A 26,953-nucleotide genomic window follows, 5' to 3' on the forward strand; every position below is an offset into this window, starting at 1 on the left:
TATAGCTAAATATATAAAGTTTGCTACACTATAAAAAACCTTACTGACTGCTGTTATGCCTAAGCCATACTCCAATGATCTTCGATACAAAGCTCTAGACTACTACAAAGAATGCCAGAATAAGTCTAAAACATGTACTGTTTTTAAGATTGCAAGAACGACTTTAGATCTCTGGATTCAGCTCGAACATCTCCAAGGAAATGCGAATAGACCACATCCCGAAAAAGCAGGTCGACCCTATAAAATTAAAGACCTAAAGGCTTTCAAAATCTTTGTTGAAACAACATCATTTTCACAGGCTAAAGATCTGGTGCCATTATTTGAGCAAAGATTTGGTTATTCCGTCAGCTATGCCAATATCTTATTTGCTTTAAAAAAGCTGGGGTGGAGTTATAAAAAAAGAGTTTTCTCTACAGACAAGCCTGCAAAATAGGACGAGCAGTATTCCAATGGTTCCTGCCACAATGGAAACAGCAATATGGTGAAGAGTATATTTTATACATTGATGAATCAGGTATAAATACCAATGAGGTTGCTGAATATGGTTGGTCTGAGAAAGGAAAAGTTGTCGTGCATTAAGAACAGGTGGGCATGGAAGTAGACTAAATATAATCAGTGCTGTTCGATCAAGTGCAACGTTTAAATTCATTGCTCCCCTAATTTTTAAGGGCTCATGTGATCGCAATACTTTTACTGGCTGGCTTGAATATTTACTTAAAGATCTAACAAGAGATAAAAATGGTCAGCCTCAAAAATATTTACTAATTTTAGATAATGCTTCTATTCACAAAGGTCGAAAAATTGAGGAATTGGCTCGCCAGTACAATGCTAGGCTGATGTATTTGCCTGCTTATAGTCCAGACCTCAATCCAATTGAAAAAGCTTGGTCTATACTAAAAAGAAAAGTCAGACATATTGTTAGCCAACAACAGAAAACTATTCTTGAGGCTTTAGATATTGGGTTTAATCAAATGTAGCATAGTTTATTTAACTAGCTATAGTCAATCTGTTGAAAAATTCATACAGTAGAATATCATTTCTCTTGATCAATAAAATTAAAGCGATGAATATATTGTTCGATGATATAAGCCTTGCACTGCCACGCTTTAGCTCTAGAGTTTAAATTGTTTTGCGTAGGCGATACTTTACTTTTCAGAGATGAAAAGTAACAAAAATCTTCCGTTGAGCGAGGGGTACATCCTAATACCGCCGCTCAACATGGCGACATCCATGTCGCCTCGTGATAGCAATACTGTTTATGATTCAAAAGTACAAAATAAATGAATCAGCCAAATCACTTATGTGAATAATCAGGCGGTTTGACTATAAATATTAAAGTGAGTGCCAAAAGCAGTTTTATTTTTCTTAAAAAGTTTTGCACACTCATTTTCATAAGTTCAAGCCAATTATATTACTGATGATCTGCATGACGTGCATATATTAAACTGCTATGAAGTTAAAAATCCGATCAATTAAAAAATCCATATTAAGTCAAATTACTTTTAACCAATTGAATCGGTTCGAGCAATTCCTTGCCCAGTGAACTCAGCATTTCTCTTTCGATTAAACGGGTAATTGCATCTAATGGCAAATCATTTTCTTGTAAGCCAAAAGGTTCTTCGAGTTGCGCACTCAATGCATCCAAGCCTAAAAATAAATACGCAATTAAGCTAACAATCACAGGTGTCCAGATACCCAGACTGGCTTCTAAACTAAAAGGTAGAATTAAGCAGAAGCAATACACGGTACGATGTAGCAAGACTGAGTAAGAATAAGGTAGTGGCGTACTCAAAATACGATCGCAACCAGCCTGGATATTTCCCAAAGCAACAATATGTTGATTTAAACCTTGGTAGATAATATCTGAAATTTCACTTTGATGAAGAGATGACACCATTGTTTTTTGAATCTGCTCTAAAACATATTGTGAGGCATTGATGTGATGAGGCAGTTGATCGAATATAGAGTCATTTAAGGCAACTTTGTTTTTATAAAACTCAATGGGTTGATTCTGATTGCGTAGGCGATTTCTGAGCAAGCAAGTAAAAAGCATGACACGATACATGAGGACTTGACGTTGCTGTTCAAGTAAAACATGACTGTCTCGTGAAATATGGCGAGATGTGGCGATCAATGCACCCCACAATTTGCGACCTTCCCACCAGCGGTCATAACAAGCAGTATTTCTAAAGCTTAAGAAGATAGACAGGATGATACCAAATACAGTAAATCCAATTGCGGGTACGGCAGGAAAGGTAAAATAATGATGGGAGGATAAATAGACTAAAATTGTGGAGATCAGCACAACGAATGCCAATGCAGGCAAGACTTTGGGAAGAATGGTGCCATGCCAAGCAAAAAGTAGGGCAAAGCTATTACTTTTATCGCGAATGATCATACTGTCTACCTAAATGTAACGGCAACAGTGTTCCATAGGAAAAACCCTAAATGCAAGTTTCAGATAAGGAAATTAAAAAATACGGCTTAGAAAAGCCGTATTTGATTGATTTACGTCCGCCAACGTAACAACCAGTTTTCAATCCATTTCATCATGGTGTCTGTTAATTTACCAAGAACAGCCAATAAAATAATCGCGATAATTACAATATCTGGTCGTGAAGTTTCGCGACCATCACTGAGTAAATAACCAATCCCTTGTGTTGCTGCAATCAGTTCGGCTGCAATCATAAACATCCAAGCCAAGCTTAAACTATTTCTCAGCCCCACTAAAATTCCTGGTGAAGCTGCAGGAAGAACGATTTGAAAAATTATTTGCATATGGCTTAGTCGATAGACTTTTGCGACTTCAAATAATTTTTTATCTACATTATGAATGGCTGAAACTGTATTGGTATAGGTGGGGAAGAATGCACCGATGGCAATTAAAGTAATTTTTGAAGCTTCATCAATTCCTAACCACAATAGCAGTAGTGGAATCCATGCAAGGCTAGGGATTGATTTAATTGCAGAAAATGTCGGTTCTAAAAATGCTTCAATATGTTGGTTTAAACCAACAGCGATTGCAAAGATAAGCCCAAGTGCACTTCCTACAAAAAAGCCAAAGAAAACTCGCCATGTACTGGTATATACATGCGTGAATAAATCACCCTGTGCCAAATCTCGAAAAGATGCGAGTAAACTGCTGGGTGCTGGCAGTAAATAGGGTTCAATCCACCCTGTGCGAACAAGGTATTCGCATAGGAGTATGATCAAAACAGGGAGGGTGATTGCTTTTAGCCACTTCAATAAATGAGCTTTAATTACAGGGTTTTTAACAACTGTAGGCACATTTGTATGTGATGCTGAAGCAGAAATTTTGTTCATTATTTCCCTACAACCTTTTGCGCGTATTTACTGTCAAATAACTGATCGATGACTTGGTTAACATTGGTACCTTTACGTACTAACTCCTCTTCATTCAAAATCGCTCCTGCCTTCTTTAAGGCATTCAAATGTTTTGCTGTTGGAATGTTTTGGTCGAGATTGGTTCGGCTAAGTTGAAGTTTAGCAACTTCAAGTGGTAATTTTGCTTCACGGGCCAACAGTTCAGCTACTTTGTCAGGGTTGGCTTTTGCCCATTTACGTGCTTGTTCATAAGCTTTGATTACGGCATCTATAGCTTCAGGACTTTGTGCTGCAAACTGATCTTTAACACTTAAAACACTATAGCTATTAAATGAAACATTACGATAAAGCAGCTTAGCGCCAGATTGTAACTGCGCAGAAGCCATAAGTGGATCAAGCCCAGCCCAAGCATCGACCTGTCCTCGTTCTAAAGCAGTTTTACCATCTGGATGTTGTAAATGTACCAGTTGTACATCGCGTTTACTTAAGCCAACTGTTTCAAGTGCTTGGAGAGTGAAAAGGAATGGATCAGTCCCTTTGGTTGCCGCTATTTTCTTACCCTTTAAGTCCTTTAGTGATTTGATGGCTGAGTTTTTAGCCACCACCAACGCTGTCCATTCAGGTTGGCTTTGAATATAAACAGTTTTAATTGGGCTTCCATTGGCACGACTTAATACTGCAGCCAGCCCAGCTGTTGATGCAAAGTCGATACTGCCACTGTTTAGATATTCGAGCGAACGGTTACTCCCTTGGCTGAACACCCATTTGATCTCTGTTTTTGGCAAAGCTTTTTCTAAGAGTTTTTGCTCTTTGACGACTAAACTTGTTGGAGCATAATAAGCATAGTCGAGTTTTAATATTGTTGGGATAGCAGCGAAAGATGCTGTAACTGTTAAGCTAAGAGCAACGCCAGACACTAAAGCTGTTATTTTTTGACCAAAAGATTTCATAAATACCCCATAAAATTCAAAGAGAAAAACAGAGTAGATATGTATAGTTTTTATGGCATCAGTACAAAAAAGAATAATAGATAAGCACTTCAATAAAACAGAATTATCATTTTTTTTGCGATTAATTAATTGATTTTTATATACAATAATTATCCTAATCCGTTTTTGATGTATTTAGTAGATTAGTAGAAAGCGATAGTCAAAAAAATTCTTAGCACTTTTTGCGATTTAAACATAAAAAAACGGCTTGATTTCAAACCGTTTTTTATTGAACTACTTTTATATTGGATAATCTTCGAGGCTATCTGCAATTTCAACTTGGTCTAAGGCATTGGTTTCAAGTGCAAGACACAGTGCTACAATTTTCGCTGTATCTGCAATATTTTCTTTTTTCATTGCCAAACCAGATTGGATCGCTTCAATACGCTCTTGCTGGATATCAAGTGCTTGAGCAAGATCTGAAGCATTGTTGATATTCAGAAAGTCATTGATCGCATCTGCAACATCACGATCTGAAGCTTTTAAAATTCCTTCTATCAACTCATCTAAATGTTCAGTTTGAGCAGAAAGGGAATGGATAAAATTTTGAACTAGATTTTGCTCTAGTACATCAATCATCTTAATCATGTTAGTGACCTGAAAGCTGATTAAAGGGGAGGAGGGTACCACAGGAAGTAAGCAGAAAGACTGCTTTGAATTGAGTGAAAAATATACTAATAATGGCGAATTTGCAACCATGTTCAGATAAGCTGTAAAACTTTATACAAGCTTTTCAAATTTATAAGAATAAAATTAAAATACCTTAAATACATACTTGAGTAAGAACATGAAATCATTTTTGTAAAGCCATTTAAGCTTATTCTTTTAACCTAAATGTTTATGTTCGCGATAAGCACCAGGGCTTACACCAGTCCATTTTTTAAAAGCACGGTGAAATGCACTTGCATCTTGAAAGTTTAATAATTCGCTGATGTCTTGTAAGGTATGCGTTGTTTTGGTTAAAAGATCAATTGCCATGTCACAGCGAATATCATTTTTAAGCTGTTGATAGCTTGTACCTTCGCTTTTTAAACGACGCTGAATTGTTGCTTCAGAAATATTCAGTTGTTCAGCTAAATCACCTAACTCCAACCACGCACAAGGTGAAAGAGAAAGTAATTTTTTTCGTACCATAGAACTCAATGCCAAAGGATTCTTAAACCTTAACAGCAAGTTTTCAGGACTGTTTTTGATAAATGTATACCAAGATTTTTGGTCACGTTTAATTGGGATACTTAAGTAATTTGCATCGAATTGCAGATAGTTTTCGTCTGTTTGATAAGTGATATGTTCACAAAAGCGAACGCGATAATCTTGATCGTCTTCAGGAGCTGTGCATTTTAATTGTAATTGTTTGAGTAGAATACGTTGATCAGCTAACCAACAAATCAAACTATGAATCAGCATAATGTAGGTAGCATAACAGAACATGGCTTTAGTTTGTAATTTATCTGTAATGACAATGTAGGCATAATTTTCATCAATTACCAATTTACTGGAAAAATCATCAAGAACAAGATTAAAAAATTGTAGGATTTGTTCGATGGCAATGTGAAGTGTCTCGGCTTGCATCACCATCTTCGTGAGTAATTTATAGCAGCCACGGCGCATTTGATGAGAATCCATACCAAAGAATTCATCATTCATTTGATCTGCAATTTCAGTCCAAAGTTTTGCATAGCTTGAAACAGCAATTCTTGCTTTAGGCGCATTGAAAAGTTCAAGCGGAATCTCGGCATTGACTAAGATTTTTTCAATATCGAAGCCTTTGTTTTTTGCACCAATCAACGCCTCATGTACGAGTGCAATTGAGATGGTTCCTTTACTTTCAATGAAATGTTGATTGTTCACAGTATATTCCATTATCTTGTGAGCGCATTTAAGACGTGGTTAAGTGACCCAAAAATTCTAAATTGTCCAAATCCATCATACAGGATGCAACTTTTGGAAATTGTACTCAAGCTGGACTATGTTTACTCTTCATCTTAAGTCGAAAATGGGTTTAATTTAAAATCTATAGCTATTTATTTAAACAATGAATTAAGGAAGAAAAATGAAAATTGAAGGAAAAGTCTTTGTGGTAACAGGTGGTGCATCTGGACTCGGTGCTGCAACGGCAACACATTTGGTGGCTCAAGGCGCAAGCGTAATCATGGTAGATATGAACCATGAACTGGGTGAAGAAATGCAAAAACGTCTTGGTGAAAAATCCAAATTTGTACCATTGGATGTGACCAACGAAATTGCGGTAGAACAATTCTTTAAACAACTCGAACAAGATTATGGACAACTTAACGGTTTAATTAACTGTGCAGGTATTGGTCCTTCTGCAAAGGTATTAGGGAAAAACGGTATCCATGCTTTGGATGCATTTCAGAAGGTTTTAAATATTAATGTATCAGGTACATTTAATATGCTTCGTTTTGCCGCAGATGTCATCTCACGTTATGAACTTGCAGCTGGTGAAGAAGATCGTGGAGTCATTATCAACACAGCTTCAGTGGCGGCTTTTGATGGACAAATTGGGCAAACTGCATACGCGGCGTCCAAAGGAGCTGTTGTCGCAATGACTTTACCTTTGGCAAGAGAGTTGTCGCAACATGCAATTCGTGTCATGACCATTGCTCCCGGCATTATGGAGACACCGATGCTGAAAGCTTTACCACAAAATGTTCAAGATGCTCTAGGGGAAATGGTTCCTTTTCCAAAACGTCTTGCCAAACCAGAAGAATTTGCACAACTCGTTGGGCATATTTGTGAAAATAGTTATTTAAACGGAGAAACAATTCGTTTAGATGGCGCAATTCGTATGCAACCGAAATAAGCCAAACCCTCTTTATGCTTTCAGAAGCGGGTTGAGTCGTCTATTCAATACGCCATTTATAAAGCAAAACACCTGAAAAATAATGTCCCATACTGCTTAAAAGGCGGTATTGGGCAAATTTGACTTTATTTTATTGATCCGTTCCTGTGCTTGATTTTGAGATAGGAATTTAAATATTCAAAATTGTTAAAAACGAACTAAAAGGGAAGCTCGATGATACTCAATGATGATCAAAAGATGGTTCAAGAAATGATGCGGAATTATGCTCAAAATGAACTCAAGCCAACTGCTGCTGAACGAGATAAGCATTCACAATTTCCGAAACAGCAATTAGCAGCTTTGGGAGATTTGGGTGCATTAGGAATGACCGTATCAGAACAATGGGGCGGCGCAGGTTTGGACTATATGTCCTTGGTCGTTGCAATTGAAGAGATTGCGGCTGGTGATGGCGCGATTTCTACCATTGTGAGTGTACAAAACTCATTACCGTGTGGGATTATCCAAAAATATGGCTCAGAGCAACAAAAACACGATTATTTAATCCCTTTGGCAACAGGGCAATGGCTTGGTTGTTTTTGTTTAACAGAGCCACAAGCAGGTTCAGATGCTGGTGCTCTATTATGTAAAGCTGAACGGGATGGAGATACATGGGTCATTAATGGCACCAAGCAGTTCATCACTTCGGGACAAAATGCCCAAGTTTCAATTGTATTCGCCATGACGGATAAGACTGCTGGAAAAAAGGGAATTTCTTGCTTTATTGTTCCAACTGATACGGAGGGATATATTGTTTCCCGTATTGAAGACAAAATGGGGCAACACTGTTCTGATACTGCGACGATTGTTTTTGAAAACTGTCGGATTCCTGCTGGAAATTTATTGGGAAATGAGGGTGAGGGCTACAAAATTGCATTATCCAATTTAGAGTCAGGACGAATTGGCATTGCATCGCAATGTGTAGGTATGGCTCGTGCAGCATTGGATGCCGCCGTTGAATATGCCAATGCGCGTAAAGCTTTCGGTGTGGAACTGGTACAGCATCAAGCGGTGGCATTCCGACTGGCTGACATGGCAACTCAAATCGAGGCAGCACGTCAATTGATTTACCATGCCGCAAGTTTGAAAGATGCTGGCTTGCCTTGTTTAAAAGAAGCATCGATGGCGAAACTCTTTGCATCGGAAATCGCTGAAAAAGTCTGTTCAGATGCCATACAGATACATGGTGGCTATGGCTATGTTTCTGACTTTCCTGTTGAGCGGATTTATCGAGATGTGCGTGTTAGTCAGATTTATGAAGGTGCATCAGATATCCAGCGTTTGGTCATTGCACGTGCTGTGATTCAATAACACACAACTGAGAAAACTCCTTTTAAAAGCAAATATAGACCAGCTAAATGCTGGTCTTTCTATTGTTGTTTGGAACGCAAGTAGTAGTGTCCAAACACCGCAGAATGATTGAGGTATTTGGAAATTGTGTATGATTTCTAATCATGTTTATCTATACGCATAGGAACAAAATGCTGAATGATTCGGCATTTTAATAAGAGCTAGAACGCAGATATATGGAATTGCACATCGAGATGATGTGTGTAACAAATACAAGGATATTGTCATGAAAACATTGCAACAAGCTTATCTAGAATTCGACTATGCAAAGTTGATCGACGAACAACTGGCTGGAACCCCTCAATCAATCAATGCCTATGAAGAGTGTTGTGGGCGCTTTGTTGGTTTAAATAAAGTTGCTTTGATCTGGGAAGGAAAAAATGGTGAATCAGCACAATGGACGTTTGAGCAACTTGCAGAAGCTTCTGGACAGCTGGCAAATTATTTTCAATCGATTGGTTTAAAAGCAGGAGATTGTATTGCTGGATTATTGCCACGTACACCAGAATTACTCATTACTATTTTGGCAACATGGCGAATTGGTGCAATCTATCAACCTTTATTTACTGCATTTGAATCTAAGGCAATTGAACATCGTATAACAACAGCCAATACGCAGTTAATAGTCACCAATCAAGAACAACGTAGCAAATTAGATCAAATTGAATTACCTCATATTCTGACAGTCCATCTCAAGGACTCAAGTCAGATAAAAGAAGCTGATTTTTGGGAAGCGTTAACCAAGCAATCAGCCATACATAATCCGGTCATGTTAAATTTTGAAGACGATTTTTTAATGATGTTTACATCAGGAACTACGGGTTTAGCTAAATCAGTTCCTGTGCCACTCAAAGCTGTTTTAGCATTTAAAGAATATATGCGTCATGCCGTTGATTTACGCGAAGAAGATTCATTTTGGAATCTTGCCGATCCAGGTTGGGCATACGGTTTATATTATGGTATTACAGGTCCACTGGGACTCGGACACAGTATTATTATGGATGAACATGCATTCAGTGTCGATCATGCCTTAGAGGTGATACAGAAGTATAAAGTCAGTAATTTAACAGGTTCTCCTACGGCTTTTCGAATGTTCTTTGGCTTTAAAGAACAATTCGATGGTTCAATCAAAGACCATTTACGTGTAGTCAGTAGTGCGGGAGAGCCGTTGACTCCTGAAGTGATTCATTGGTTTAACCATGATCTAGGCGTTAATATATATGATCAATATGGACAAACTGAGTTAGGCATGGTGATTGGAAATCATCACGCTCTAGCACATCCAATCAAGGTAGGTTCGGCAGGTTTTGCAAATCCTGGGCATCGTTTTGCAGTTTTAAATCAAGATTATAAAGAAGTTAAAATGGGTGAGATCGGAACTTTGGCGATTGACTTCAAGCAATCACCGCTCACTTGGTTTAAAGGATATGGTGGTAATAACCGTAAATCTTTTATGGGAGATTATTATTTAACTGGAGATACAGTTCGACTTAATGAACTAGGTGGGATTGATTTTATTGGTCGTGCAGACGATGTCATTACAACGTCAGGCTATCGTGTTGGTCCGTTTGATGTAGAAAGCACTCTGTTGGAGTGTGCAGAGGTTTTAGAATCAGCCGTGATTGGTAAACCAGACCCTGAACGAACAGAAATTGTAAAAGCGTTTATTGTACTAAAACCTCAAGTTGTTTCATCTGATGAATTAAATGCAAAATTGCAAAACTATGTTCGATCACGTTTATCCAAGCATTCTTACCCACGTGAAATTGAATTTGTGGAAAGTTTGCCAAAAAGATCCAGTGGTAAAATTCAACGTAATTTACTCAAGCAACAGGAAGTGGCTAAGTTACAGCAACTGCAATTGGAGGCTTAATCTGTAATATTTTATAAAGCTGTTAAAGCCCCATGCTCTTGCACCCGAAAGGGTGCTTTTTTGTAAGAGAGCATTTGAAAATTTCCGCAATTTTAAGGGCTTATACTTACCCATATAATGTTTGATTATTCATCAATAAATAAATGCGTATAAATCTATCATTCAAATTCACGATATTGTCATTAATAAAAATTAATCTGCTGTAAATTTCAACAAACGTTAAAAATCATGCAAATTTTAAAACCTCATACGCTATGTTTAAGCCTAGCTTTATTGGGCTGTTCATTTCCAAGTTATGCTCAATTGATGTTTAGTCAATATATTGACGGCACAGCAAATAAAAAGGGATTAGAAATATATAATCCAGATGCATCCACCATTAACCTTGCAGATTATGAAATTCAACAATATACCAATGGAGTAACGAGCAAAACTGCAACATATACTTTACAAGGAAATTTAGCCAGTAAAGCAAAATTCATTCTAGGTCGTAGTGAATTACAGGCAGAAATTGGGAATAAAGTAAATCAGGTCGCTGGTTTGGCATTTAATGGTGATGATGCATTGGTGCTTTTATATAAAGGAACCCCAGTCGATCGTTTTGGGCGTATTGGTGAACGCCCAGCAAGTGGTGGATGGGGAACAACGATTACAAGCTATCAAAATAGCCTAAGTAGAATAAAAAATAAAAATGATGTGAGTTCAGTAGATCCAAATAGTGCTTTTGACTTGGATAGTGAATGGACAAAATGGTCAGATCGTAATGCCTTTAGTACCTATTTAGGAGGAGATACAGCAACACCACCAGCAACAGCAGTGAGCTGTAGTACAGCAGATACACCCATCGCAGATTTGCAATCTGCAACTCAGAATCAGCAGTACGTTGTTCGTGGTGTAATCACAGCTGACTATCGTTATCAAGATGGATTTTCAGGTTTTTATATCCAAACACCTGACACAAAAGCCAAAGCGAATTTAAGTAATGCCATTTTTGTGTATATTCCTGCTGGAAGTACAGTAACTGGTGGAAAAGTGGGTGAGGAAGTTATTCTCAAAGGACGTTTAACGACCTATCAAAATCAGTTGCAACTTGATCAACTCAACAACAATATTGGTACTTGTAATAATCAAGCTGCTAACTTGATCAGTGCAACACCGATTCAACTTCCATTTTCAAGTTTAACGGACGCAACTGGTCATTCACCTAAACGTTATCAGGGAATGTTGGTGAAAATGCCACAAACCTTAACGGTCAGTGAAAACTATGATTATGGTCGCTATGGTCAGTTGTCATTAAGTTTAGGACGTTTATATATCCCGACCAACTTATATCCAGCAAAATCAGCCGAAGCAATCGCATTAGCTAAAACCAACCTTTTATCAAAAATCATTTTAGATGATGGATATAATAATCAAAATAGAACACCTTGGCTTCCAGCGAATTTTAATGCTGCCAATACTCTACGTACAGGTTATCAGTTAAAGAATGTTGAAGGGATTTTAGAATATCGTTTCAATGCGTGGCGCATACAACCCATTCAAAATAAAACACCTCCAGAAATTGTTAAAGATACCAACCCTCGTAATTCAAATGTTCCGGCTAAAGACACTAAGCAAGTCCGTGTTGCGGCATTTAATGTATTGAACTATGACAACTCTCCGTTGATTGGTGTTAAACCTGATCGTGGTGCGAATACCTCTTCAGAATTTAATCGTCAACACGCAAAAACGGTGAGTGCGATTAAAGCAATTGATGCTGATGTCTATGGTTTGATGGAAATTGCCAACAATGGTTATGGTGATAAAAGTGCAGTCGCTTATTTGACCAAGGCTTTGGGGGCAGATTGGAAATATGTTATTCCACCAAATATGGATAAATTAGGTACTGATGTGATCGCAGTTGCGATTATCTACAACAGTAAGCGTGTCAAAACTGTGGGTAACCCAGTAGTTTATGATGACTTGACCCAGAAAAACCGTGTCACTATGGCACAAAGCTTCCAAGCGTTAACTGGGGGTAAAACCTTTACGGTCATACCGAATCATTTAAAATCCAAAGGCAGTTGTCCTGATGATAAAACGTCACCTGAAGCCAACCAAAATGATGGTCAAGGCTGCTGGAATCCAACCCGTGTAACTGCTGTACAAAAGTTAATTCAATGGATTGCAACAAATCCAACCAAAGCTGAAAAGCCTAATTATTTATTGGTTGGAGATATGAACAGTTATGCCAAAGAAGACCCAATCTTAGCCTTTGAAAAAGCCAACTATAAGGTATTGTTAAATGATGAAAAAATTGGTCAAGGTAAATTAGCATATAGCTATGTCTTTGGAGTTGCGAGTGATGCAACGGGTAATGGCGGCGCGGGTAATCTAGATCATGCCATAGCAGATGCAAACTTATATCCAATGGTTAAACGTACTTTTGCATGGCACATCAATGCAGATGAGCCAACAGCTTTAGATTATAATGAAGAGTTTAAAACAGAAGAACAAATTGCATCTTTCTATAGTGAAGATGCATTCCGTTCTTCTGATCATGATCCTGTTGTTGTAGATTTAGACTTAAATGAATCAACTACAACAAGTGGAAAAAGTAGTGGGGGAAGTACTGGATTATGGTCTTTACTTGGCTTGATGTTATTGACAGCAACATCGGTATTGGCACGCGCTAAAAAGAAATAAACTTGAACAGTCCAAACAAAGAGAAACTAGAGATCTAGTTTCTCTTTTTAAATTCAGTCATTTTTATCTTTTAAGGGCAAGATAGCACGGATGAGTGTAAATCCTTGCTGTGAATGTATTTCAAAACTCCCTCCAATTCGTTTCACACGAACCTGCATGCTTTGTAAGCCAACATGTAACCCTGACTGAACCTGATCTACTTCAAATCCGATGCCATTGTCTTGAATGGTTAAAATCAATTGCTGGCGTTCATTTTCAACTAGGGCGACCTCAACATCTGAAGCTTGACTATGTTTTATAATATTGGTCAATGCTTCTTCCGCTACACGCGACAAGGTTAAACAAATCAAAGGCGGTGGTTTGAGTAGCCAATTTTCAGCAAATACCCATGTCGATTCAATTTCCATTTCTTCGAAAAGTTGAACAAATCGATGTCTTAAAGGTGCAGCCCACATGATTGGATTTTCAGGAACTTTTTCACCTAAACTTGTACCTGAGTCAATCACTTGTCGGAGATCATTCCGTAAAAGTTTAAACATGGAGAGCACTTGTTGTTTTTCGATATGTTCACTATGCTCGAGTAAAATCATTGAACGTACAATTGAACCACCCAGCCCATCATGCAATTCATGAGACAAGTTTAAGCGTTCTTGTAAACGCATATTATCGATTTGCAGTTGGTGCTTTTTCTCTAAAGACTGTTCTAAATCAAAAGTAACTGTCTCAACGGTTTCTTCAAGCGTTTGATTGAACTTTTCAATTCGAGAAACGTTTTGTGAAATTCGATAAGCGAGAATAAAGGAAATTGCTAAACTTGTGATTGGTGCTGCAAATGGCGTCCAATAGAGCTCCTGATCATCATGATGGAGCATGATATAGAGGTCATGAACAATAATCACCAAGTAAATTAGAAAAATAAAGGCTAAAAGTAAAATGTCGACTTTGGGTTTTTTAAAAGCAATCCATTGAAACAGCAGGCAGTTAAAAATAAACACCAGACCTGCATAAAGAAATGTAATCAGTAAGCTTTTGGTCAAATATGCGTTAGGCGTAAAGAGTAATGCTATGATGCAAATCATGAAGCTTGCGAAAAGCAAACGTTCAAGATATGTGTATTGTTGAAGTGCAAAGCGCCATGCAAATAAACATAGACAATATACATAACCCACTAAAAAGACTAAATTCAGTCGAGCTGTCAATAAAGTATCTGTAAATGGAAGGGGTACGGTGGATATAATGTTATACGCAAATAACACCCAGAAAAATGAGGTTAAGCCAAACCATCCAAACGCTTTTTCTTCACGCCGAAACAACCAAATCGTAAAGCCAATGGTTCCTAGAACAAAGCTGATGATAATATTGATAAGAAATAAAGTACGTCGTTCGAAAATCAGTTGATCATTTTGATTGACAATATCTTCTGCACGCCCAAATCGAATTTTGCCTAAGCCAGAATGTTGTGATGAAACACCAACAACACGGACTAAAATTTCATTTTGCTTATTTTGCACAGAGGAAGACGGAAGAACCCAATATCTTGGCATGTTCCAACTTCTTGATAATGGTTCAACGAGAGACTTATCTTTCCATAACAATTCATTATTGCTATAAATTGCACCAGCTAAATTAATACGTTCTATCAAAAGTGCAACGGCTTGATGGTCTTGATTACATTGGTAACGCCATTGAATTTTATACCATGCGCTACCCGTATAGTGAGCCCAACGCTTTTCCCAGTCATCTGGTAATTGAACACGCTCCCAGCCAGATTGAGGAACATGTTCTGGTTGATTCGCCGTCGCTTGTGCAACCTCTATATTAAGAATTTCAAAATGACAGCTGCTATTTGCTTCAAGATGTTGATTTAAGAGATTTGCTTGAGCAAAAGATGCATTTTGCAACATAGCGAAAAGCAAATACAGAAAACCAATAATATTGAGAGTTAATCGAGTAAGCCCATGTTGCGTGCTGTATCGATGGCTTTGGCTCTGTTGCATACCGCAAGTTTCCGGTAAATATGTTTAATATGAGATTCAACGGTATAGCGAGATAAATTGAGTTGATCTGCAATTTCCTTATTGCTTAAACCCTGTGAAACCAGCTCTAAAATTCCAAGTTCTCTTTTTGATAAAATACTCTCATTTTCAATCGATTTTTGGCTATTTATCGGTTTATTTCCATTGTTTTTTTCATTGAAGTGTAATTGTTTTAAAATTTTTTGCGCGATAAATGGATCTATAGGCGCACCGCCACGTAAGACACTTTTAATTGAAAGTGCGACTTCAATATCATCACGTTCTTTAAGTACATACCCTGTTGCACCAGCACTTAATGCGTTGAGAATCGCATCTTCAGTACTCCACGCCGAGATTACTAAAACCGTAATGGTTGGATCATAGTTCTTTAAAATTTCAATAAACTCAATCCCATTTCCGTCAGGGAGACCTAAGTCAACCAAGGCAAAAGATGCAGATTGTGTTTCAAGTAATTCTTTGGCTTGCGCTAAACTTTGGGCAAAAGCTAAGTCTGATGTTGAATAGCCAATATTTACCAATATATCTGCTAGCCTTTTTTGTATAAGCGGTTCATCCTCTACTATGATGACAGGTACAGGTAAACTTAACTCATTGTTCATGATGTGAAAAAGCTCATTGATGCTTAATGTATCTAGTTTTTCAGATATTTAGATACTTCGCTATACCTGATAATAGGTATTTTTACGATTTAAACATGATTTAGAACATGAAAATTGGAGTTTTTCTGAGAGGATGTTTATGAAAAGCAAACAGCATACAACCTAAGTTGATGCCGTTTAAATTTTAAACATGCAGTTTACTCGCAGTAAAAGTACACCACATGCTTTATAACATTTCTCAAATCATGAAGTAGCGCTTGCTGTTGATGAACTAAATTGATCTACAAGCGTACGGCTTGCTTCATTCATACCGATCACTTCAACTTGAACATTATTCTGTAGAAATTTATTTTGTACCTGCTTTAACATATTGACCGAGGTGATATCCCAAATATGCGCATGAGTTAAATCAATAGTGACTTTTTCTGTTGTTTCATGAAAATCAAAAAATTGAAAAAACTTTTCGGCACTGCTAAAGAAAATCTGACCATAAACATAATAGTGACGGCTTTGGTCTTCGTATAATTCAGAACGAACACTGACTCCGCTTTCAAGTTTATTTACCAAGAACAGTGCAGATAATAGAACGCCAACCAATACACCCAAAGCTAAGTTGTGGGTCATCAATACAATAACAACCACTGTGAGCATGACTGTATTACTTTGTTTAGGATGTTTGGAAAAGTTTTTGAGCGAATCCCAATTAAAAGTTGTGAATGCCACCATAATCATAATTGCTACCAAAGCAGCCATTGGAATATATGCCAACCAATCTTTTAAAAAGACCACTAAACACAGTAAAAATACTCCAGCGACCAGCGTTGACAAACGTGTACGTGCACCAGAAGAAACATTGATAATCGATTGTCCAATCATTGCACAACCTGCCATACCGCCCATAAATCCACTGGCGATATTGGCAATACCTTGACCACGACATTCTTTATGACGATCGCCTTCAGTTTGCGTGACTTCATTGACAATTGTGGTCGTCATCATGGTTTCAAGTAAACCTACGGTTGCCAAAGTAACTGCATAAGGAAAAATGATTTTTAAAGTATCAAGGTTAAGCGGTATTTCAGGAATAAGAAAAATAGGCAAGGTATCGGGAAATTTACCTAAATCACTTACGGTACGCATATCTGTGTTGAACAGCATTGCGACCAGACTAAGTACAATGATGCATACCAAAGGTGAGGGAATCAGTCTGCCAATTTTTGGAATATATGGAAATAAATAGACAACAAGAAGTCCTAATCCAACAAATAGATAGGCGGTCAAATCCATTCGTTGCAATTCGGGAATTTGTGCGACAAAAATTAAAATTGCCAATGCATTCACAAATCCATACACCACAGATTGAGAAACAAAACGCATTAATTTTGCGACTTTGAAATAGCCCGCGAGGATTTGAATGATGCCTGTCAAGATTGTGGTAGCAAACAAATATTGTAGACCATGATCTTTGACCAAAGTCACCATAAGCAATGCCATAGCGCCTGTAGCAGCGGAAATCATGGCTGTCCGACCACCAAAAAAAGCTATGGTCACCGCAATACAAAATGAAGCATAAAGCCCGACTTGAGGGTCAACACCCGCAATTGCAGAAAATGCAATAGATTCAGGAATAAGTGCTAAGCCAACGACTAATCCAGCGAGTACATCTGTACGAATATTGGAAAACCATTCTGCTTTTTTCAGACTAATCACTACAAACCTTTCATCATTCTTTAAAGATGCGTATGTTAAAACATCTTTTAGTGAAAATGCAGCTAAGTTTGACTTGAAAAAGTCTTCGTTTTGCTGAATATTCAAGTTGTAGCAGTTTTATAAATTTAAGCTGATTTGCAAATTTCTATGTTTCTTGACTTGAAATTACCGATGAAGCCATTTACAACTTAAACAGTCATATAACAAGGATTAGATATGAAGTTATATTATTCACCAGGTGCATGTTCTTTAGCTGCTCATATTCTATTGAATGAAATTAATGTTGATTTTGATCTGGAACGTGTTGATTTAAAAACGCATAAGACAGAAAAGGGTGCTGATTATTACGAAATTAATCCGAAAGGCTATGTCCCCGCTTTAGAAATTAATCCAGGTTTGATTTTGACTGAGAATGTCGCGGTTCTTCCTTTTATCGCTCAACATGATCCAAAACAAGATTTGATCCCACCATCTGGTTTGGGACGTGCCAAAGTATTGGAATGGCTAGGTTATTTAAACTCAGAACTACATGATGAATATGCTGTATTTTTTGATCCAGCAATAACAGAAGATGAGAAAGTGCGTGGCTATGCTACATTAGATAAAATGTTGAAATATATCGATGATTATTTGGCAGAATCAGAATACGATTATTTGGTTAACGATCGTTTTGGTCCAGCAGATGCATATTTATTCGTGCTAACCAACTGGTCGAATTATATTCAACATGATTTAACACCGTTTACCAACATTGTAGCTTTACGCAATAAAGTGGCTGAACGCCAATCTGTGCAAATTGCAATGCGTGATGAAGGGTTGATTCCTTGATGCACTGATCATTTTAAAAACACCTTCGGGTGTTTTTTTATGCATGATCAATTGCCATCGCATTTCGATCAGTACTTTAAATCATGTGTTAATCATAATTGTTGATTTTTAGTCAATAATATTTTGCTTATTTTTGCATTTTTTGCGATAAAAATTATCACTATAGTGGCGCCATAAACTTAATACATAGCTGATACACAGGTGAGCAATGAGTAATATTTTGATTGTAAATGGCGCAAAACAGTTTGCACATTCAAATGGTGAATTAAACGATACCTTGACCACTTTAGCTGAACACGTATTATCTGATTTAGGGCATAACGTTAAAATCACTCGTACAGATTCATCTTATGATGCTCAAGAAGAAGTAGAAAAATACCTTTGGGCAGATACCGTGATTTATCAAATGCCAGGATGGTGGATGGGTGCACCGTGGACAATGAAAAAGTATATTGATGATGTATTTACCACTGGTCATGGAAGCTTATATGCCAATGATGGTCGAACTCGTTCTGATGCTGCAAAAAAGTATGGTTCGGGCGGCTTAATTCATGACAAAAAGTATATGTTGTCACTGACATGGAATGCACCTATAGATGCATTTGATGACCCAGAACAATTCTTTCATGGCGTGGGTGTAGATGGTGTCTATTTACCTTTCCATAAAGCCAATCAGTTTTTAGGAATGCAAAGCTTAGATACTTTTATCGTGAATGATGTCATCAAAGCACCTCACGTTGCGCAATATGAGCAGCAATATCGTGATCATTTGAATCGCCTTTTTGCTTAAGTAATGCAAATTAATAGCCCATTGACAATGCCGAGAAAGATAAAATGTTAACAATTATTGCTGAAATTTATGCTCATCCGAATGGCATACATAAACAACAGATTATTCAAGCCTTTAGGAAAATCACGCCAACAGTACTGCAAGAACAGGGCTGTCATGGCTATCAGCTTTTAGTTGATGCCAATGTCGATGTGAATTATCAAACTCAGGATGCTGATTTGATTGTCATGCTTGAAAAATGGGAAAGTATTGAGCATCTTAATGCTCACTTACAAACAGAGCATATGCAAGCATATCAGCTTGCAGTCAAAGACCATGTGGCTGAAGTTAAAATCCGTATTTTAGAGCACGGGTTCTAATACTGCTTTTCTTCAAACTGTTGCTTCTCCCTTTAGGAGAGGCTAACGGTGAACATAAAGCGCAAAGTTGATCTGCTCCAATTTGAGTAAAGGTGCTTTGTTTAATTTTGACTGTGATATTTGTGGTGAACGTTTAAGGTCAAGCTCAGGAGTGCTTAAGCTCTGTTTGAATTTTCTGGTTAAAAAATCAGTACTTTCACTACGACTATTGCCTGATGGTCGATCAAAGTAATGTAAATCGTAGCCAATTAGATAAAATGCTTGGTTTTGATAACGGAAGCTATATAAATTATTAAAAACCTCCCATGACTCACAACGAAACCCAAAATTTAGAGAGATTTTGAGTAATCCATTCTGGATAATGGGGGAGTGGTCTACGATCAGAGGGTCAATTAGGCATTTCTTTTCATTGCTGTTTTCCCTTGGCAGTGAATCGTTACTGGCGATTTGATGGTAAGTTTGATCATCTTTAAATAAAACCAGTAATTTTCGTTCATTTAGGTTCAGTCTTTGATTTTCTGAATTTTTATCATATGAGTCATGATGAACAATATTTTTGGGGTCAGTATTTTCAATAATCAAAGCAAGATCAGGTTGTTGATCACCATTTAAATCACCTTCAGCTTTACCCAGTATTTTCCAACCTTTTGGAATATACGTTTCAAGTCCAGTAGTTTCACCAATATCTGCCATAACCAAGTTTGAGCAGTTTGAGAGCGCAAAAAATAGACAGAATAAATTTTTACGATACATTGTTTTGATCCCATATAGTTTTTATTAAACTTATAATGAATTTGTTTTTATCATTCATTTAATGTCGGCTTGATCAAGTTTAAAACTTTTTTATTCATATTCTCCATAGTTTTTAAAGTCAATTCGTTCCAGTGTGAGTGCATATTTTTGTTTTAACTTTGACCATGATACTTGGGCAGTTTGTTTTTGATCTTCAAAGCCATTGCCACCCGTAGTTTTTTTGATTTTTCCTGTTAAAAAATTGATACTTTTTGCATTGGTTTCACCAGACGCACGATGGAAGTCATTAACATCATATCCAATCAGCTGAAAAGATTGATTTTGGTAGCGGAAAGTAAAAACATGATTGCTCACATACCATGAACCACAACTGAGCCAATAATGTAAATTAATTTGCACTAATCCATTTTTGATGGTGAGTGGATTACCTTCGCCTAAAGGGTCGGCAAGACAAGGAGATTCTTGGTCTCCTTCGCTGGGTAAAGTGGAATTACTTGCTGCAAGACGATAGCCTTGAGGGGATTTAAGTAAAATTAATAGCTTTCGTTGGTTTAAATTCAGTTGAGGGTTACCTAAGCGATCATTGGTCACAATATTTTTGGGATCAGTATTTTCAATAATCAAGGCAACATCAGTTTGCCGATCACCATTTAAGTCACCTTGTGCTTGACTCAATACTTTCCATTTTTTAGGAATAAATGATTGATAGGGTGTGGTGTTGTTTGCACAAGCTAAAGTTGAACAGGTCGTCAATGCACAAAATAAAACTAAATCAATTTTGTTTTTCATTATTTTTTTCTCCAATAAATTGAGCACTAAAATTGAAAACTAACGCTTCACTCTCCCAAGGTACAGTTTCCACAGTGTGGCTTTTGGCTGAATTGATTGTTTTCCAAATCACTTTAGGTGGCGTTTCAACTTCAGCAAAAATATTTGGAGTTGTGCTGAGTTTGGCTTTGTGTGTCAAAAAGTTAATACTAATTTCGTCTTGTTGACCAGTAATTTTATCCAGATAAGATGAGTCATAGCCAATTAAATGGAAGTGATTTCGGTTTAGTTTAAAACTATATGTGGTAATTAAACCATAGGTATTGCTACACGATGACATACTATTGAATAACAATTCCAAACGTTGATTTTTTATGTTTAAAGATGAATCATCAAGCGTATCTTCCGCACAAGGCTCATTTGCACGGTAGGTCCACTTTGGAATGTGTTGACTTAGTTTGAGTTGTAATTGCTGATCCGTTTTTAACAATATCAAAAGTTTACGTTTGTTTTGATGTTTGTTTTTCGCTTGGATGAGCAGTGCAATATCTTCTTTTCCATCCTGATTCAAATCACCCTTGGCTTGAGAAAGTATTTCCCAATCATGCGGTACAAATTTTTGTAGAGCGCCTGTTGATTGATTTGCAAAACTTATGACCGGTGAACAAGCCATCATGAAAAGACATGTATTTATTATTTTAAAAATCATTTTTCTCAATTGATTTATTAACTGTTTATTAAGATATTTTCAGTCTAAAAGAATTTCGAAAAACCCTTTTAGACAATCTAAGTCTTTGAGTGAATCATCAACAAGCGATTTGGTTGAAGTTATTTAAAGAAATAACCTGTTTCAGGTGAACTTGCATTTGCCATTCGCTTACGTGGCATGCGACCTGCCAAATAAGCTTCACGACCCGCTTCGACAGCTTTTTTCATTGCTGAAGCCATCAAAACAGGATTTTGTGCAGCAGCAATTGCTGTATTCATTAATACACCATCACAACCCAATTCCATTGCAATAGCTGCATCACTCGCTGTACCAACACCAGCATCGACCAACACTGGAACCTTTGCATTTTCTTTGATGATGGAAATGGTATGTGGATTTAAAATTCCAAGCCCTGAACCAATGAGGCTGCCTAAAGGCATAATCGCGACACAACCCATACTTTCAAGTTCTTGTGCAACAATTGGATCATCCGATGTATAAACCATCACTTCAAACCCATCATCAATAAGCGTACGTGCTGCTTCGAGTGTTGCGGTCACATTCGGGTACAGGGTTTTTTCATCACCCAAAACTTCAAGTTTGACCAAGTTGTGTCCGTCCAAAAGCTCACGTGCCAACATACAGGTACGTACCGCACTATTGGCATCAAAACAACCTGCGGTATTTGGAAGGATGGTATATTTCTCAGGTGGAATCACCGACAATAAATTCGGTTGATCTGGATTTTGTCCAATATTTACACGTCGAATAGCAACCGTCACAATTTCAGCACCACTCGCTTGGATGGCTAAATCTGTTTCCCGCATGTCTTTATATTTGCCTGTGCCGACAAGAAGACGAGATTGGAAGGTGCGTGAACCAATAATAAGTGGCGAGTTTTCAGTCGTTAAATCTAGCATGGGAGAGCTCCAAATTAGCCGCCACCAACCGCATGAATGATTTCAATACGATCTTTTTCAGCAATAGGGGTGAGTTCAAGTTTGCTTTTAGAAATGATCATTTCATTCATTTCAACCGCAAAGCGTTTACCTTCCAGTGAAAGTTCTTGAACCAGTTGTAAAAGATTTTGGCAAGAGGTTTCTTGGGGCTCACCATTTAAGAAAATTTGCATAGACATTCCATTTGATTGCGCAAATTGTGATTTCAAAAGTCAAAACAGAATTATTTTGCGTATTTTAATGCATTCCAGGCAAGCACCAACCATCCAGCAATCATCAGTGCACCGCCAATCGGTGTAATTGCACCTAAGCCACGTGGTAAGCCAAGTGCCATGATATATAGCGAACCGCAAAAAAATAGAATTCCGATTTGGATCAGCATAAAACTGGCTTTGATTGGAAGTTGAGGAATGACTTTACTGAGTATTGCCAATGCCAATAAACCGAGGGCATGATAGAAGAAATAATCAGTTGCTGTTTGCCACCAAGCCAACTGTGCTTCTGTTGCTCGGGTTTTTAAACCATGCGCCCCAAATGCACCTAAGATTACTGCAAGTGCTAAATTCAGTGCTGAAATTGCAATCCACATAAGCCATTCATCTGCATCAATTTGCGCATAACCATAACATAAAATTTAACTCGGATTAAAGGCAAAATCTATGAAGATACGAGATTCAATAAAACTTTAAGCAAAATAAAAGGGCAGATCGCCCTTTTATTAAAACCGATATTTTCACGGATAGAAGTTAGTTGGATGACATGGCAATCTTAATTTTATCCATGGCATTTTTTTCTAATTGGCGAATACGTTCAGCTGAAACATTATATTCTGCCGCTAACTCGTGTAATGTAGATTTATCATCATCTAACCAACGGCGTTGCAAGATATTTCTTGAACGATCATCTAACTGTTCCATCGCATCATGTAAAGCCGAAGTACTTTGTTCTTCATAATCTTCTTCTTCAACCAAACGCGCAGGATCATAACGGTTATCTTCTAGATATAATGCAGGGGCAACATGGGTTGAACCTTCATCATCGTCATCACCTTGAGCTTCGAAAGCTGCATCATAAGCAGTCAATCGACCTTCCATTTCCAAGACTTGTTCTGGTGTAACATTCAAGTCTTTGGCAATTGATTGTGCTTCTTCAAGGGTCAGTTTTTTGCTCGACTTTTTAAGACTACGTAAATTAAAAAATAATTTACGTTGCGCCTTTGTGGTCGCAATTTTGACAATTCGCCAGTTGCGGATCACATATTCATGAATCTCAGCCTTAATCCAGTGCACTGCAAAAGACACTAAACGCACACCCATATTAGGATCAAAACGTTTAACAGCTTTCATTAAACCGAGATTACCTTCTTGAATTAAATCACCTTGTGGCAAGCCATAACCTGCATAACTGCGGGCAATATGAACCACGAAACGTAAGTGAGACATCACTAACATTTTTGCAGCATCTAAATCTTGATCATAGAAATAACGATCAGCTAACTCTTTTTCTTGCTCAGCTGTCAAAATTGGAATCTGATTTACGGTGCTGATATAAGCACCTAAGTTAACACCTGGTGCAGATAAGGACAGGGGCATCAACTGATTGCTGCTGTCACTCATGAGTTCTCCTTATAGGAATTTCGTCGTATTACTAATGCATTCATCTTAATTCGAATATTGTACATAAGTAAGAAAATTTGGGTATAGAAATGTAAATATATATGCCAATTTGCAAAAAAAATTTTTAATTGAAAATAATTAAGATTCAATTAAGTAATGAAATTCATGCTCGGATACTTGAGTCAATTGACAGTCGAGCTGATGTATTTCGCAGTAACGGGCAATGTCGATCATACTATGTGGGTCAGATGACTTTAACAAGAACATTTGATGAGGCAGTGCTTTTTTTAATTCACGTTTCAACATTAACAAAGGCATAGGGCAGGGTTTACCCAGACTGTCAATTTCAATTGGATTTGTATCAATAGGTATTTGACCTAAAGTTTCATTCATTTTATGGCAAAAATATAACACTGTTATGGAAGTATTATTTTAGCAAGTTTCTTAGAACTACCCAACACAATTTGCAATATTCTTGCGTTGATAAAAAATAATATTTAAGGTGTTTAAAAAATAAGCTTGATATCGAAAATAATTATCAAAAAAAATTCTATTAATTGTCATAAACCCATGTTAAGCTCGTTGCGTATTTAGGATTTGTCAGAAACAATTGTTGTTTTGAACCCTATTACAAATGGATGTAACCGGGATTTTGTTAATAGTTTTACAGAATGATTACAAGCTTTGAAATTACAAAATATTTTAAAACTTTGTTTGCTCTGCTGTTTGCAACACCGGGTGGTCCCTTTTCTTAATAACTGAGGATTAACTTATGACAGCTCGTGAACAAGGCGTAGTTAAATGGTTCAACGACACTAAAGGCTTCGGCTTTATCCAACGCGCAGGCGGTGATGACGTTTTCGTTCATTTCCGTGCTATTCAAGGTGAAGGTCATCGTTCACTTCGTGACGGTCAACGTGTTGAATTCAGCGTTGTACAAGGTCAAAAAGGTTTTCAAGCTGAAGAAGTTCAGCCTTTAGACTAATCTTAAATTTTTAAAAATTTAAGTGGCGCTCCAATTTTTTATAAATTGGGGCGTTTTTTGTTTATAATGGGCGCAATTCAAAGTGTCTACAGTTAGAGCTCGTATTTATGTCATCAGGTTTCGAAACCCTTAATTTACATCCGCAACTTAAACAAGCGATTGATGCTTTAGGGTTTAAAGAAATGACCCCCATCCAACAAAAAGTATTGAAGTATACTTTGGCAGGTCATGATGCAATTGGGCGTGCTCAAACAGGTACTGGAAAAACAGCAGCATTCTTAGTCAGTATTATTAATGATTTGCTCAATAATCCGATTCAAACACAGCGTTTTCGTGGTGAGCCACGTGCTTTGATTCTTGCACCTACACGAGAGCTGGCGATTCAAATTGAAAACGACGCCAAAGATTTGGTGAAATATAGCGGTTTAAATGTCGTCACTTTGGTCGGTGGTGTAGATTTTGACAAGCAGAGAAAGCAGTTGGATCAAGGTTTTGTTGATATTTTAGTCGCAACACCAGGGCGTTTAATTGATTTTACTGAACAAAAAGAAATCTGGTTAGATCAAATTGAGTTTTTAGTCATTGATGAAGCTGACCGTTTATTGGATATGGGCTTTATCCCTTCAGTAAAACGCATTGTGCGTTTTTCTCCACGTAAAGAACAACGTCAAACTTTAATGTTTTCAGCTACTTTTAGTTATGACGTACTTAATCTTGCACAACAATGGCTTTTCGAACCTGTCACTGTAGAAATTGAACCTGAAAAGAAAACCAATGCTGATGTTGAGCAACGCGTTTATGTGGTCGAAAAGAAAGACAAATATAAGTTATTACGTGAAATTTTAACGGATGAACCAATCGAAAAAGTGATGATTTTTGCGAATCGTCGTGATCAGGTCCGTAAATTGTATGATCATTTGAAGGCGGATGGTTATAAAGTGGTCATGCTGTCTGGCGAGATTGCACAAGACAAGCGTTTGAAAATGCTAGACCAATTTAAAAATGGTAAACATAACATCATGATCGCAACAGATGTTGCGGGTCGTGGTATTCATGTAGATGGTGTATCGCATGTGATCAATTTCACTCTACCTGAACAGTCTGATGATTATGTACATCGTATTGGGCGTACTGGGCGAGCTGGAACACAAGGGGTAAGTATCAGTTTCTTGTCGGAAGATGATGCCTTTAATTTGCCAACGATTGAAAAAGCCATTGGACAGAAATTACCTTTGACCCGTTTAGAAGGTTATTGCTAAACACATAAATTAACTTGGCATAGATCAAATTAAAAATCCCACTTTAATCGTGGGATTTTTAATTCAACTCATCGTATTAGTTGGCTTTACAGCTAAAGGTTAAAGTGCTTTGGTAGTCAGTATCTTTTTCAATACCATAATTTTTACCCATGACCGAGCCGATTACGCCAGCCGCAGCAGTGATCATTTTACCCGTCTGCTCATCGACCACACCATTTAAACTGCCATGATATTCAGTTTTTTCATTGATTAAGACAGGTGCCGCTTTTTTGCCACAAGTTTTGTTGGCAGCAACAATGGCGTTGTTTTTTGCCGTAATTTGATCTTTGCCTAAGCCTGTGACTTCATATTGATTGTCGGCTTTTTGAATTGCTAATGTTTGTGTTGGGTTTGATGCACATGCACTAAGAAGTAGTGCAGAACTGGCAAGGAGCGAAAGAGCTGTAAATTTATTCATATTGACTCCAAATGATCAGTGAA

Annotated in this window: 27 protein-coding genes and 1 pseudogene; 11 read left to right on the forward strand and 17 right to left on the reverse strand. The window is 37.4% G+C overall.

What is annotated here, in order from left to right; genetic code table 11:
- Positions 1-55 precede the first annotated feature (55 nt).
- Both ACINWC743_RS08710 and ACINWC743_RS25285 read left to right on the forward strand, forming a co-directional pair.
- A complete protein-coding gene (locus tag ACINWC743_RS08710; protein ID WP_005029849.1) occupies positions 56-433 on the forward strand; it encodes an IS630 transposase-related protein in 378 nt (125 codons plus the stop codon).
- 142 nt (positions 434-575) lie between these two features.
- Positions 576-977, forward strand: a pseudogene (locus ACINWC743_RS25285) (transposase); the annotation flags it as partial.
- 509 nt (positions 978-1,486) lie between these two features.
- Here ACINWC743_RS25285 and ACINWC743_RS08720 read toward each other — a convergent pair.
- From ACINWC743_RS08720 to ACINWC743_RS08740, 5 genes are all read right to left on the reverse strand, one after another.
- The gene (locus tag ACINWC743_RS08720; protein WP_009585182.1) at positions 1,487-2,398 is read right to left on the reverse strand and encodes a bestrophin family protein; all 912 of its coding nucleotides are present in this window, start codon (positions 2,396-2,398) and stop codon (positions 1,487-1,489) included.
- 110 nt (positions 2,399-2,508) lie between these two features.
- Positions 2,509-3,324, reverse strand: a complete 816-nt coding sequence (locus tag ACINWC743_RS08725) for an ABC transporter permease (RefSeq protein ID WP_005032182.1) — start codon at positions 3,322-3,324, stop codon at positions 2,509-2,511.
- Positions 3,324-4,295 (reverse strand): aliphatic sulfonate ABC transporter substrate-binding protein, encoded by a 972-nt coding sequence (locus ACINWC743_RS08730; protein ID WP_009585169.1) that lies wholly within the window; start codon positions 4,293-4,295, stop codon positions 3,324-3,326. The genes ACINWC743_RS08725 and ACINWC743_RS08730 overlap by 1 nt, the downstream gene beginning before the upstream one ends.
- Positions 4,296-4,574: 279 nt before the next feature.
- Complete coding sequence (locus ACINWC743_RS08735) at positions 4,575-4,922, reverse strand: hypothetical protein (protein WP_004824377.1); 348 nt, start codon at positions 4,920-4,922, stop codon at positions 4,575-4,577.
- 237 nt (positions 4,923-5,159) lie between these two features.
- Positions 5,160-6,197, reverse strand: coding sequence for an AraC family transcriptional regulator (locus ACINWC743_RS08740; RefSeq protein WP_035300775.1), 1,038 nt, complete (start codon positions 6,195-6,197; stop codon positions 5,160-5,162).
- 190 nt (positions 6,198-6,387) lie between these two features.
- On the opposite strand from ACINWC743_RS08740, the gene ACINWC743_RS08745 reads away from it, so the two are divergent.
- The 4 genes from ACINWC743_RS08745 (at position 6,388) to ACINWC743_RS08760 (ending at position 13,102) form a co-directional block, all read left to right on the forward strand.
- Positions 6,388-7,158, forward strand: coding sequence for a 3-hydroxyacyl-CoA dehydrogenase (locus ACINWC743_RS08745; protein ID WP_004824374.1), 771 nt, complete (start codon positions 6,388-6,390; stop codon positions 7,156-7,158).
- 213 nt (positions 7,159-7,371) lie between these two features.
- Entirely contained in the window at positions 7,372-8,505 is a 1,134-nt protein-coding gene (locus ACINWC743_RS08750) for an acyl-CoA dehydrogenase family protein (RefSeq protein ID WP_009585177.1), read from the forward strand.
- Positions 8,506-8,770: 265 nt separating this feature from the next.
- Positions 8,771-10,417, forward strand: coding sequence for an AMP-binding protein (locus tag ACINWC743_RS08755; RefSeq protein WP_009585190.1), 1,647 nt, complete (start codon positions 8,771-8,773; stop codon positions 10,415-10,417).
- Positions 10,418-10,645: 228 nt separating this feature from the next.
- Positions 10,646-13,102: an ExeM/NucH family extracellular endonuclease gene (locus ACINWC743_RS08760; RefSeq protein ID WP_009585185.1), complete on the forward strand. Its 2,457-nt coding sequence runs from the start codon at positions 10,646-10,648 to the stop codon at positions 13,100-13,102.
- A gap of 53 nt (positions 13,103-13,155) precedes the next feature.
- Here the strand turns inward: ACINWC743_RS08760 and ACINWC743_RS08765 are convergent, their stop codons facing one another.
- The 3 genes from ACINWC743_RS08765 to ACINWC743_RS08775 form a co-directional block, all read right to left on the reverse strand.
- Positions 13,156-15,099 carry an ATP-binding protein gene (locus tag ACINWC743_RS08765; RefSeq protein WP_035300778.1) on the reverse strand — a complete coding sequence of 648 codons (1,944 nt, stop codon included), beginning with the start codon at positions 15,097-15,099 and terminating at the stop codon, positions 13,156-13,158.
- Complete coding sequence (locus ACINWC743_RS08770; protein WP_009585195.1) at positions 15,045-15,737, reverse strand: response regulator transcription factor; 693 nt, start codon at positions 15,735-15,737, stop codon at positions 15,045-15,047. Before ACINWC743_RS08770 ends, ACINWC743_RS08765 begins: the two co-directional genes overlap by 55 nt.
- A 243-nt stretch (positions 15,738-15,980) precedes the next feature.
- Entirely contained in the window at positions 15,981-17,447 is a 1,467-nt protein-coding gene (locus tag ACINWC743_RS08775) for a SulP family inorganic anion transporter (RefSeq protein WP_009585154.1), read from the reverse strand.
- Positions 17,448-17,663: 216 nt separating this feature from the next.
- Here ACINWC743_RS08775 and gstA point away from each other — a divergent pair, with 216 nt between their 5' ends.
- From gstA to ACINWC743_RS08790, 3 genes are all read left to right on the forward strand, one after another.
- Positions 17,664-18,275: a glutathione transferase GstA gene (gene gstA / locus ACINWC743_RS08780; protein WP_004824362.1), complete on the forward strand. Its 612-nt coding sequence runs from the start codon at positions 17,664-17,666 to the stop codon at positions 18,273-18,275.
- Positions 18,276-18,483: 208 nt separating this feature from the next.
- On the forward strand, positions 18,484-19,065 hold the full coding sequence (locus ACINWC743_RS08785) for an NAD(P)H-dependent oxidoreductase (RefSeq protein ID WP_004824360.1): 582 nt from the start codon (positions 18,484-18,486) through the stop codon (positions 19,063-19,065).
- A gap of 44 nt (positions 19,066-19,109) precedes the next feature.
- Entirely contained in the window at positions 19,110-19,424 is a 315-nt protein-coding gene (locus ACINWC743_RS08790; protein WP_005032167.1) for a putative quinol monooxygenase, read from the forward strand.
- Positions 19,425-19,466: 42 nt separating this feature from the next.
- On the opposite strand, the gene ACINWC743_RS08795 is transcribed toward ACINWC743_RS08790, so the two are convergent.
- The 8 genes from ACINWC743_RS08795 to ACINWC743_RS08830 form a co-directional block, all read right to left on the reverse strand.
- Entirely contained in the window at positions 19,467-20,177 is a 711-nt protein-coding gene (locus ACINWC743_RS08795) for a hypothetical protein (RefSeq protein WP_009585165.1), read from the reverse strand.
- Positions 20,178-20,267: 90 nt separating this feature from the next.
- Positions 20,268-20,966 (reverse strand): hypothetical protein, encoded by a 699-nt coding sequence (locus ACINWC743_RS08800; RefSeq protein WP_009585159.1) that lies wholly within the window; start codon positions 20,964-20,966, stop codon positions 20,268-20,270.
- A complete protein-coding gene (locus ACINWC743_RS08805) occupies positions 20,950-21,618 on the reverse strand; it encodes a hypothetical protein (RefSeq protein ID WP_227561165.1) in 669 nt (222 codons plus the stop codon). The genes ACINWC743_RS08800 and ACINWC743_RS08805 overlap by 17 nt, the downstream gene beginning before the upstream one ends.
- Before the next feature lie 155 nt (positions 21,619-21,773).
- Positions 21,774-22,574, reverse strand: a complete 801-nt coding sequence (locus ACINWC743_RS08810; protein ID WP_009585186.1) for a thiazole synthase — start codon at positions 22,572-22,574, stop codon at positions 21,774-21,776.
- A gap of 14 nt (positions 22,575-22,588) precedes the next feature.
- The gene (thiS, locus tag ACINWC743_RS08815; protein WP_004824354.1) at positions 22,589-22,786 is read right to left on the reverse strand and encodes a sulfur carrier protein ThiS; all 198 of its coding nucleotides are present in this window, start codon (positions 22,784-22,786) and stop codon (positions 22,589-22,591) included.
- Between the two features lie 50 nt (positions 22,787-22,836).
- Positions 22,837-23,202 (reverse strand): DUF423 domain-containing protein, encoded by a 366-nt coding sequence (locus ACINWC743_RS08820; RefSeq protein WP_009585188.1) that lies wholly within the window; start codon positions 23,200-23,202, stop codon positions 22,837-22,839.
- A gap of 157 nt (positions 23,203-23,359) precedes the next feature.
- Positions 23,360-24,229 (reverse strand): RNA polymerase sigma factor RpoH, encoded by an 870-nt coding sequence (rpoH, locus tag ACINWC743_RS08825; RefSeq protein ID WP_004824351.1) that lies wholly within the window; start codon positions 24,227-24,229, stop codon positions 23,360-23,362.
- Positions 24,230-24,367: 138 nt separating this feature from the next.
- Positions 24,368-24,622 (reverse strand): sulfurtransferase TusA family protein, encoded by a 255-nt coding sequence (locus ACINWC743_RS08830; protein WP_009585171.1) that lies wholly within the window; start codon positions 24,620-24,622, stop codon positions 24,368-24,370.
- A 379-nt stretch (positions 24,623-25,001) separates the two neighbouring features.
- Here ACINWC743_RS08830 and ACINWC743_RS08835 point away from each other — a divergent pair, with 379 nt between their 5' ends.
- Both ACINWC743_RS08835 and rhlB read left to right on the forward strand, forming a co-directional pair.
- Positions 25,002-25,214 (forward strand): cold-shock protein, encoded by a 213-nt coding sequence (locus ACINWC743_RS08835; protein WP_004824348.1) that lies wholly within the window; start codon positions 25,002-25,004, stop codon positions 25,212-25,214.
- A gap of 107 nt (positions 25,215-25,321) precedes the next feature.
- Complete coding sequence (gene rhlB / locus ACINWC743_RS08840) at positions 25,322-26,473, forward strand: ATP-dependent RNA helicase RhlB (RefSeq protein WP_004824345.1); 1,152 nt, start codon at positions 25,322-25,324, stop codon at positions 26,471-26,473.
- Between the two features lie 76 nt (positions 26,474-26,549).
- Here rhlB and ACINWC743_RS08845 read toward each other — a convergent pair whose 3' ends face one another.
- A complete protein-coding gene (locus ACINWC743_RS08845; RefSeq protein ID WP_009585180.1) occupies positions 26,550-26,930 on the reverse strand; it encodes a hypothetical protein in 381 nt (126 codons plus the stop codon).
- Positions 26,931-26,953 lie beyond the last annotated feature (23 nt).

Origin of the sequence: Acinetobacter sp. WC-743 (assembly GCF_000335555.1) — a bacterium.
GTDB lineage: Bacteria > Pseudomonadota > Gammaproteobacteria > Pseudomonadales > Moraxellaceae > Acinetobacter > Acinetobacter bereziniae.

What these genes read in the sequence shown, in the direction of transcription:
- ACINWC743_RS08710 (WP_005029849.1), top strand. Translation starts at nt 56, where the DNA reads ATGCCTAAGCCATACTCCAATGATCTTCGATACAAAGCTCTAGACTAC.
- ACINWC743_RS08720 (WP_009585182.1), bottom strand. Translation starts at nt 2,398, where the DNA reads ATGATCATTCGCGATAAAAGTAATAGCTTTGCCCTACTTTTTGCTTGG.
- ACINWC743_RS08725 (WP_005032182.1), bottom strand. Translation starts at nt 3,324, where the DNA reads ATGAACAAAATTTCTGCTTCAGCATCACATACAAATGTGCCTACAGTT.
- ACINWC743_RS08730 (WP_009585169.1), bottom strand. Translation starts at nt 4,295, where the DNA reads ATGAAATCTTTTGGTCAAAAAATAACAGCTTTAGTGTCTGGCGTTGCT.
- ACINWC743_RS08735 (WP_004824377.1), bottom strand. Translation starts at nt 4,922, where the DNA reads ATGATTAAGATGATTGATGTACTAGAGCAAAATCTAGTTCAAAATTTT.
- ACINWC743_RS08740 (WP_035300775.1), bottom strand. Translation starts at nt 6,197, where the DNA reads ATGGAATATACTGTGAACAATCAACATTTCATTGAAAGTAAAGGAACC.
- ACINWC743_RS08745 (WP_004824374.1), top strand. Translation starts at nt 6,388, where the DNA reads ATGAAAATTGAAGGAAAAGTCTTTGTGGTAACAGGTGGTGCATCTGGA.
- ACINWC743_RS08750 (WP_009585177.1), top strand. Translation starts at nt 7,372, where the DNA reads ATGATACTCAATGATGATCAAAAGATGGTTCAAGAAATGATGCGGAAT.
- ACINWC743_RS08755 (WP_009585190.1), top strand. Translation starts at nt 8,771, where the DNA reads ATGAAAACATTGCAACAAGCTTATCTAGAATTCGACTATGCAAAGTTG.
- ACINWC743_RS08760 (WP_009585185.1), top strand. Translation starts at nt 10,646, where the DNA reads ATGCAAATTTTAAAACCTCATACGCTATGTTTAAGCCTAGCTTTATTG.
- ACINWC743_RS08765 (WP_035300778.1), bottom strand. Translation starts at nt 15,099, where the DNA reads ATGCAACAGAGCCAAAGCCATCGATACAGCACGCAACATGGGCTTACT.
- ACINWC743_RS08770 (WP_009585195.1), bottom strand. Translation starts at nt 15,737, where the DNA reads ATGAACAATGAGTTAAGTTTACCTGTACCTGTCATCATAGTAGAGGAT.
- gstA (WP_004824362.1), top strand. Translation starts at nt 17,664, where the DNA reads ATGAAGTTATATTATTCACCAGGTGCATGTTCTTTAGCTGCTCATATT.
- ACINWC743_RS08785 (WP_004824360.1), top strand. Translation starts at nt 18,484, where the DNA reads ATGAGTAATATTTTGATTGTAAATGGCGCAAAACAGTTTGCACATTCA.
- ACINWC743_RS08790 (WP_005032167.1), top strand. Translation starts at nt 19,110, where the DNA reads ATGTTAACAATTATTGCTGAAATTTATGCTCATCCGAATGGCATACAT.
- ACINWC743_RS08795 (WP_009585165.1), bottom strand. Translation starts at nt 20,177, where the DNA reads ATGTATCGTAAAAATTTATTCTGTCTATTTTTTGCGCTCTCAAACTGC.
- ACINWC743_RS08800 (WP_009585159.1), bottom strand. Translation starts at nt 20,966, where the DNA reads ATGAAAAACAAAATTGATTTAGTTTTATTTTGTGCATTGACGACCTGT.
- ACINWC743_RS08805 (WP_227561165.1), bottom strand. Translation starts at nt 21,618, where the DNA reads ATGGCTTGTTCACCGGTCATAAGTTTTGCAAATCAATCAACAGGCGCT.
- ACINWC743_RS08810 (WP_009585186.1), bottom strand. Translation starts at nt 22,574, where the DNA reads ATGCTAGATTTAACGACTGAAAACTCGCCACTTATTATTGGTTCACGC.
- thiS (WP_004824354.1), bottom strand. Translation starts at nt 22,786, where the DNA reads ATGCAAATTTTCTTAAATGGTGAGCCCCAAGAAACCTCTTGCCAAAAT.
- ACINWC743_RS08820 (WP_009585188.1), bottom strand. Translation starts at nt 23,202, where the DNA reads ATGTGGATTGCAATTTCAGCACTGAATTTAGCACTTGCAGTAATCTTA.
- rpoH (WP_004824351.1), bottom strand. Translation starts at nt 24,229, where the DNA reads ATGAGTGACAGCAGCAATCAGTTGATGCCCCTGTCCTTATCTGCACCA.
- ACINWC743_RS08830 (WP_009585171.1), bottom strand. Translation starts at nt 24,622, where the DNA reads ATGAATGAAACTTTAGGTCAAATACCTATTGATACAAATCCAATTGAA.
- ACINWC743_RS08835 (WP_004824348.1), top strand. Translation starts at nt 25,002, where the DNA reads ATGACAGCTCGTGAACAAGGCGTAGTTAAATGGTTCAACGACACTAAA.
- rhlB (WP_004824345.1), top strand. Translation starts at nt 25,322, where the DNA reads ATGTCATCAGGTTTCGAAACCCTTAATTTACATCCGCAACTTAAACAA.
- ACINWC743_RS08845 (WP_009585180.1), bottom strand. Translation starts at nt 26,930, where the DNA reads ATGAATAAATTTACAGCTCTTTCGCTCCTTGCCAGTTCTGCACTACTT.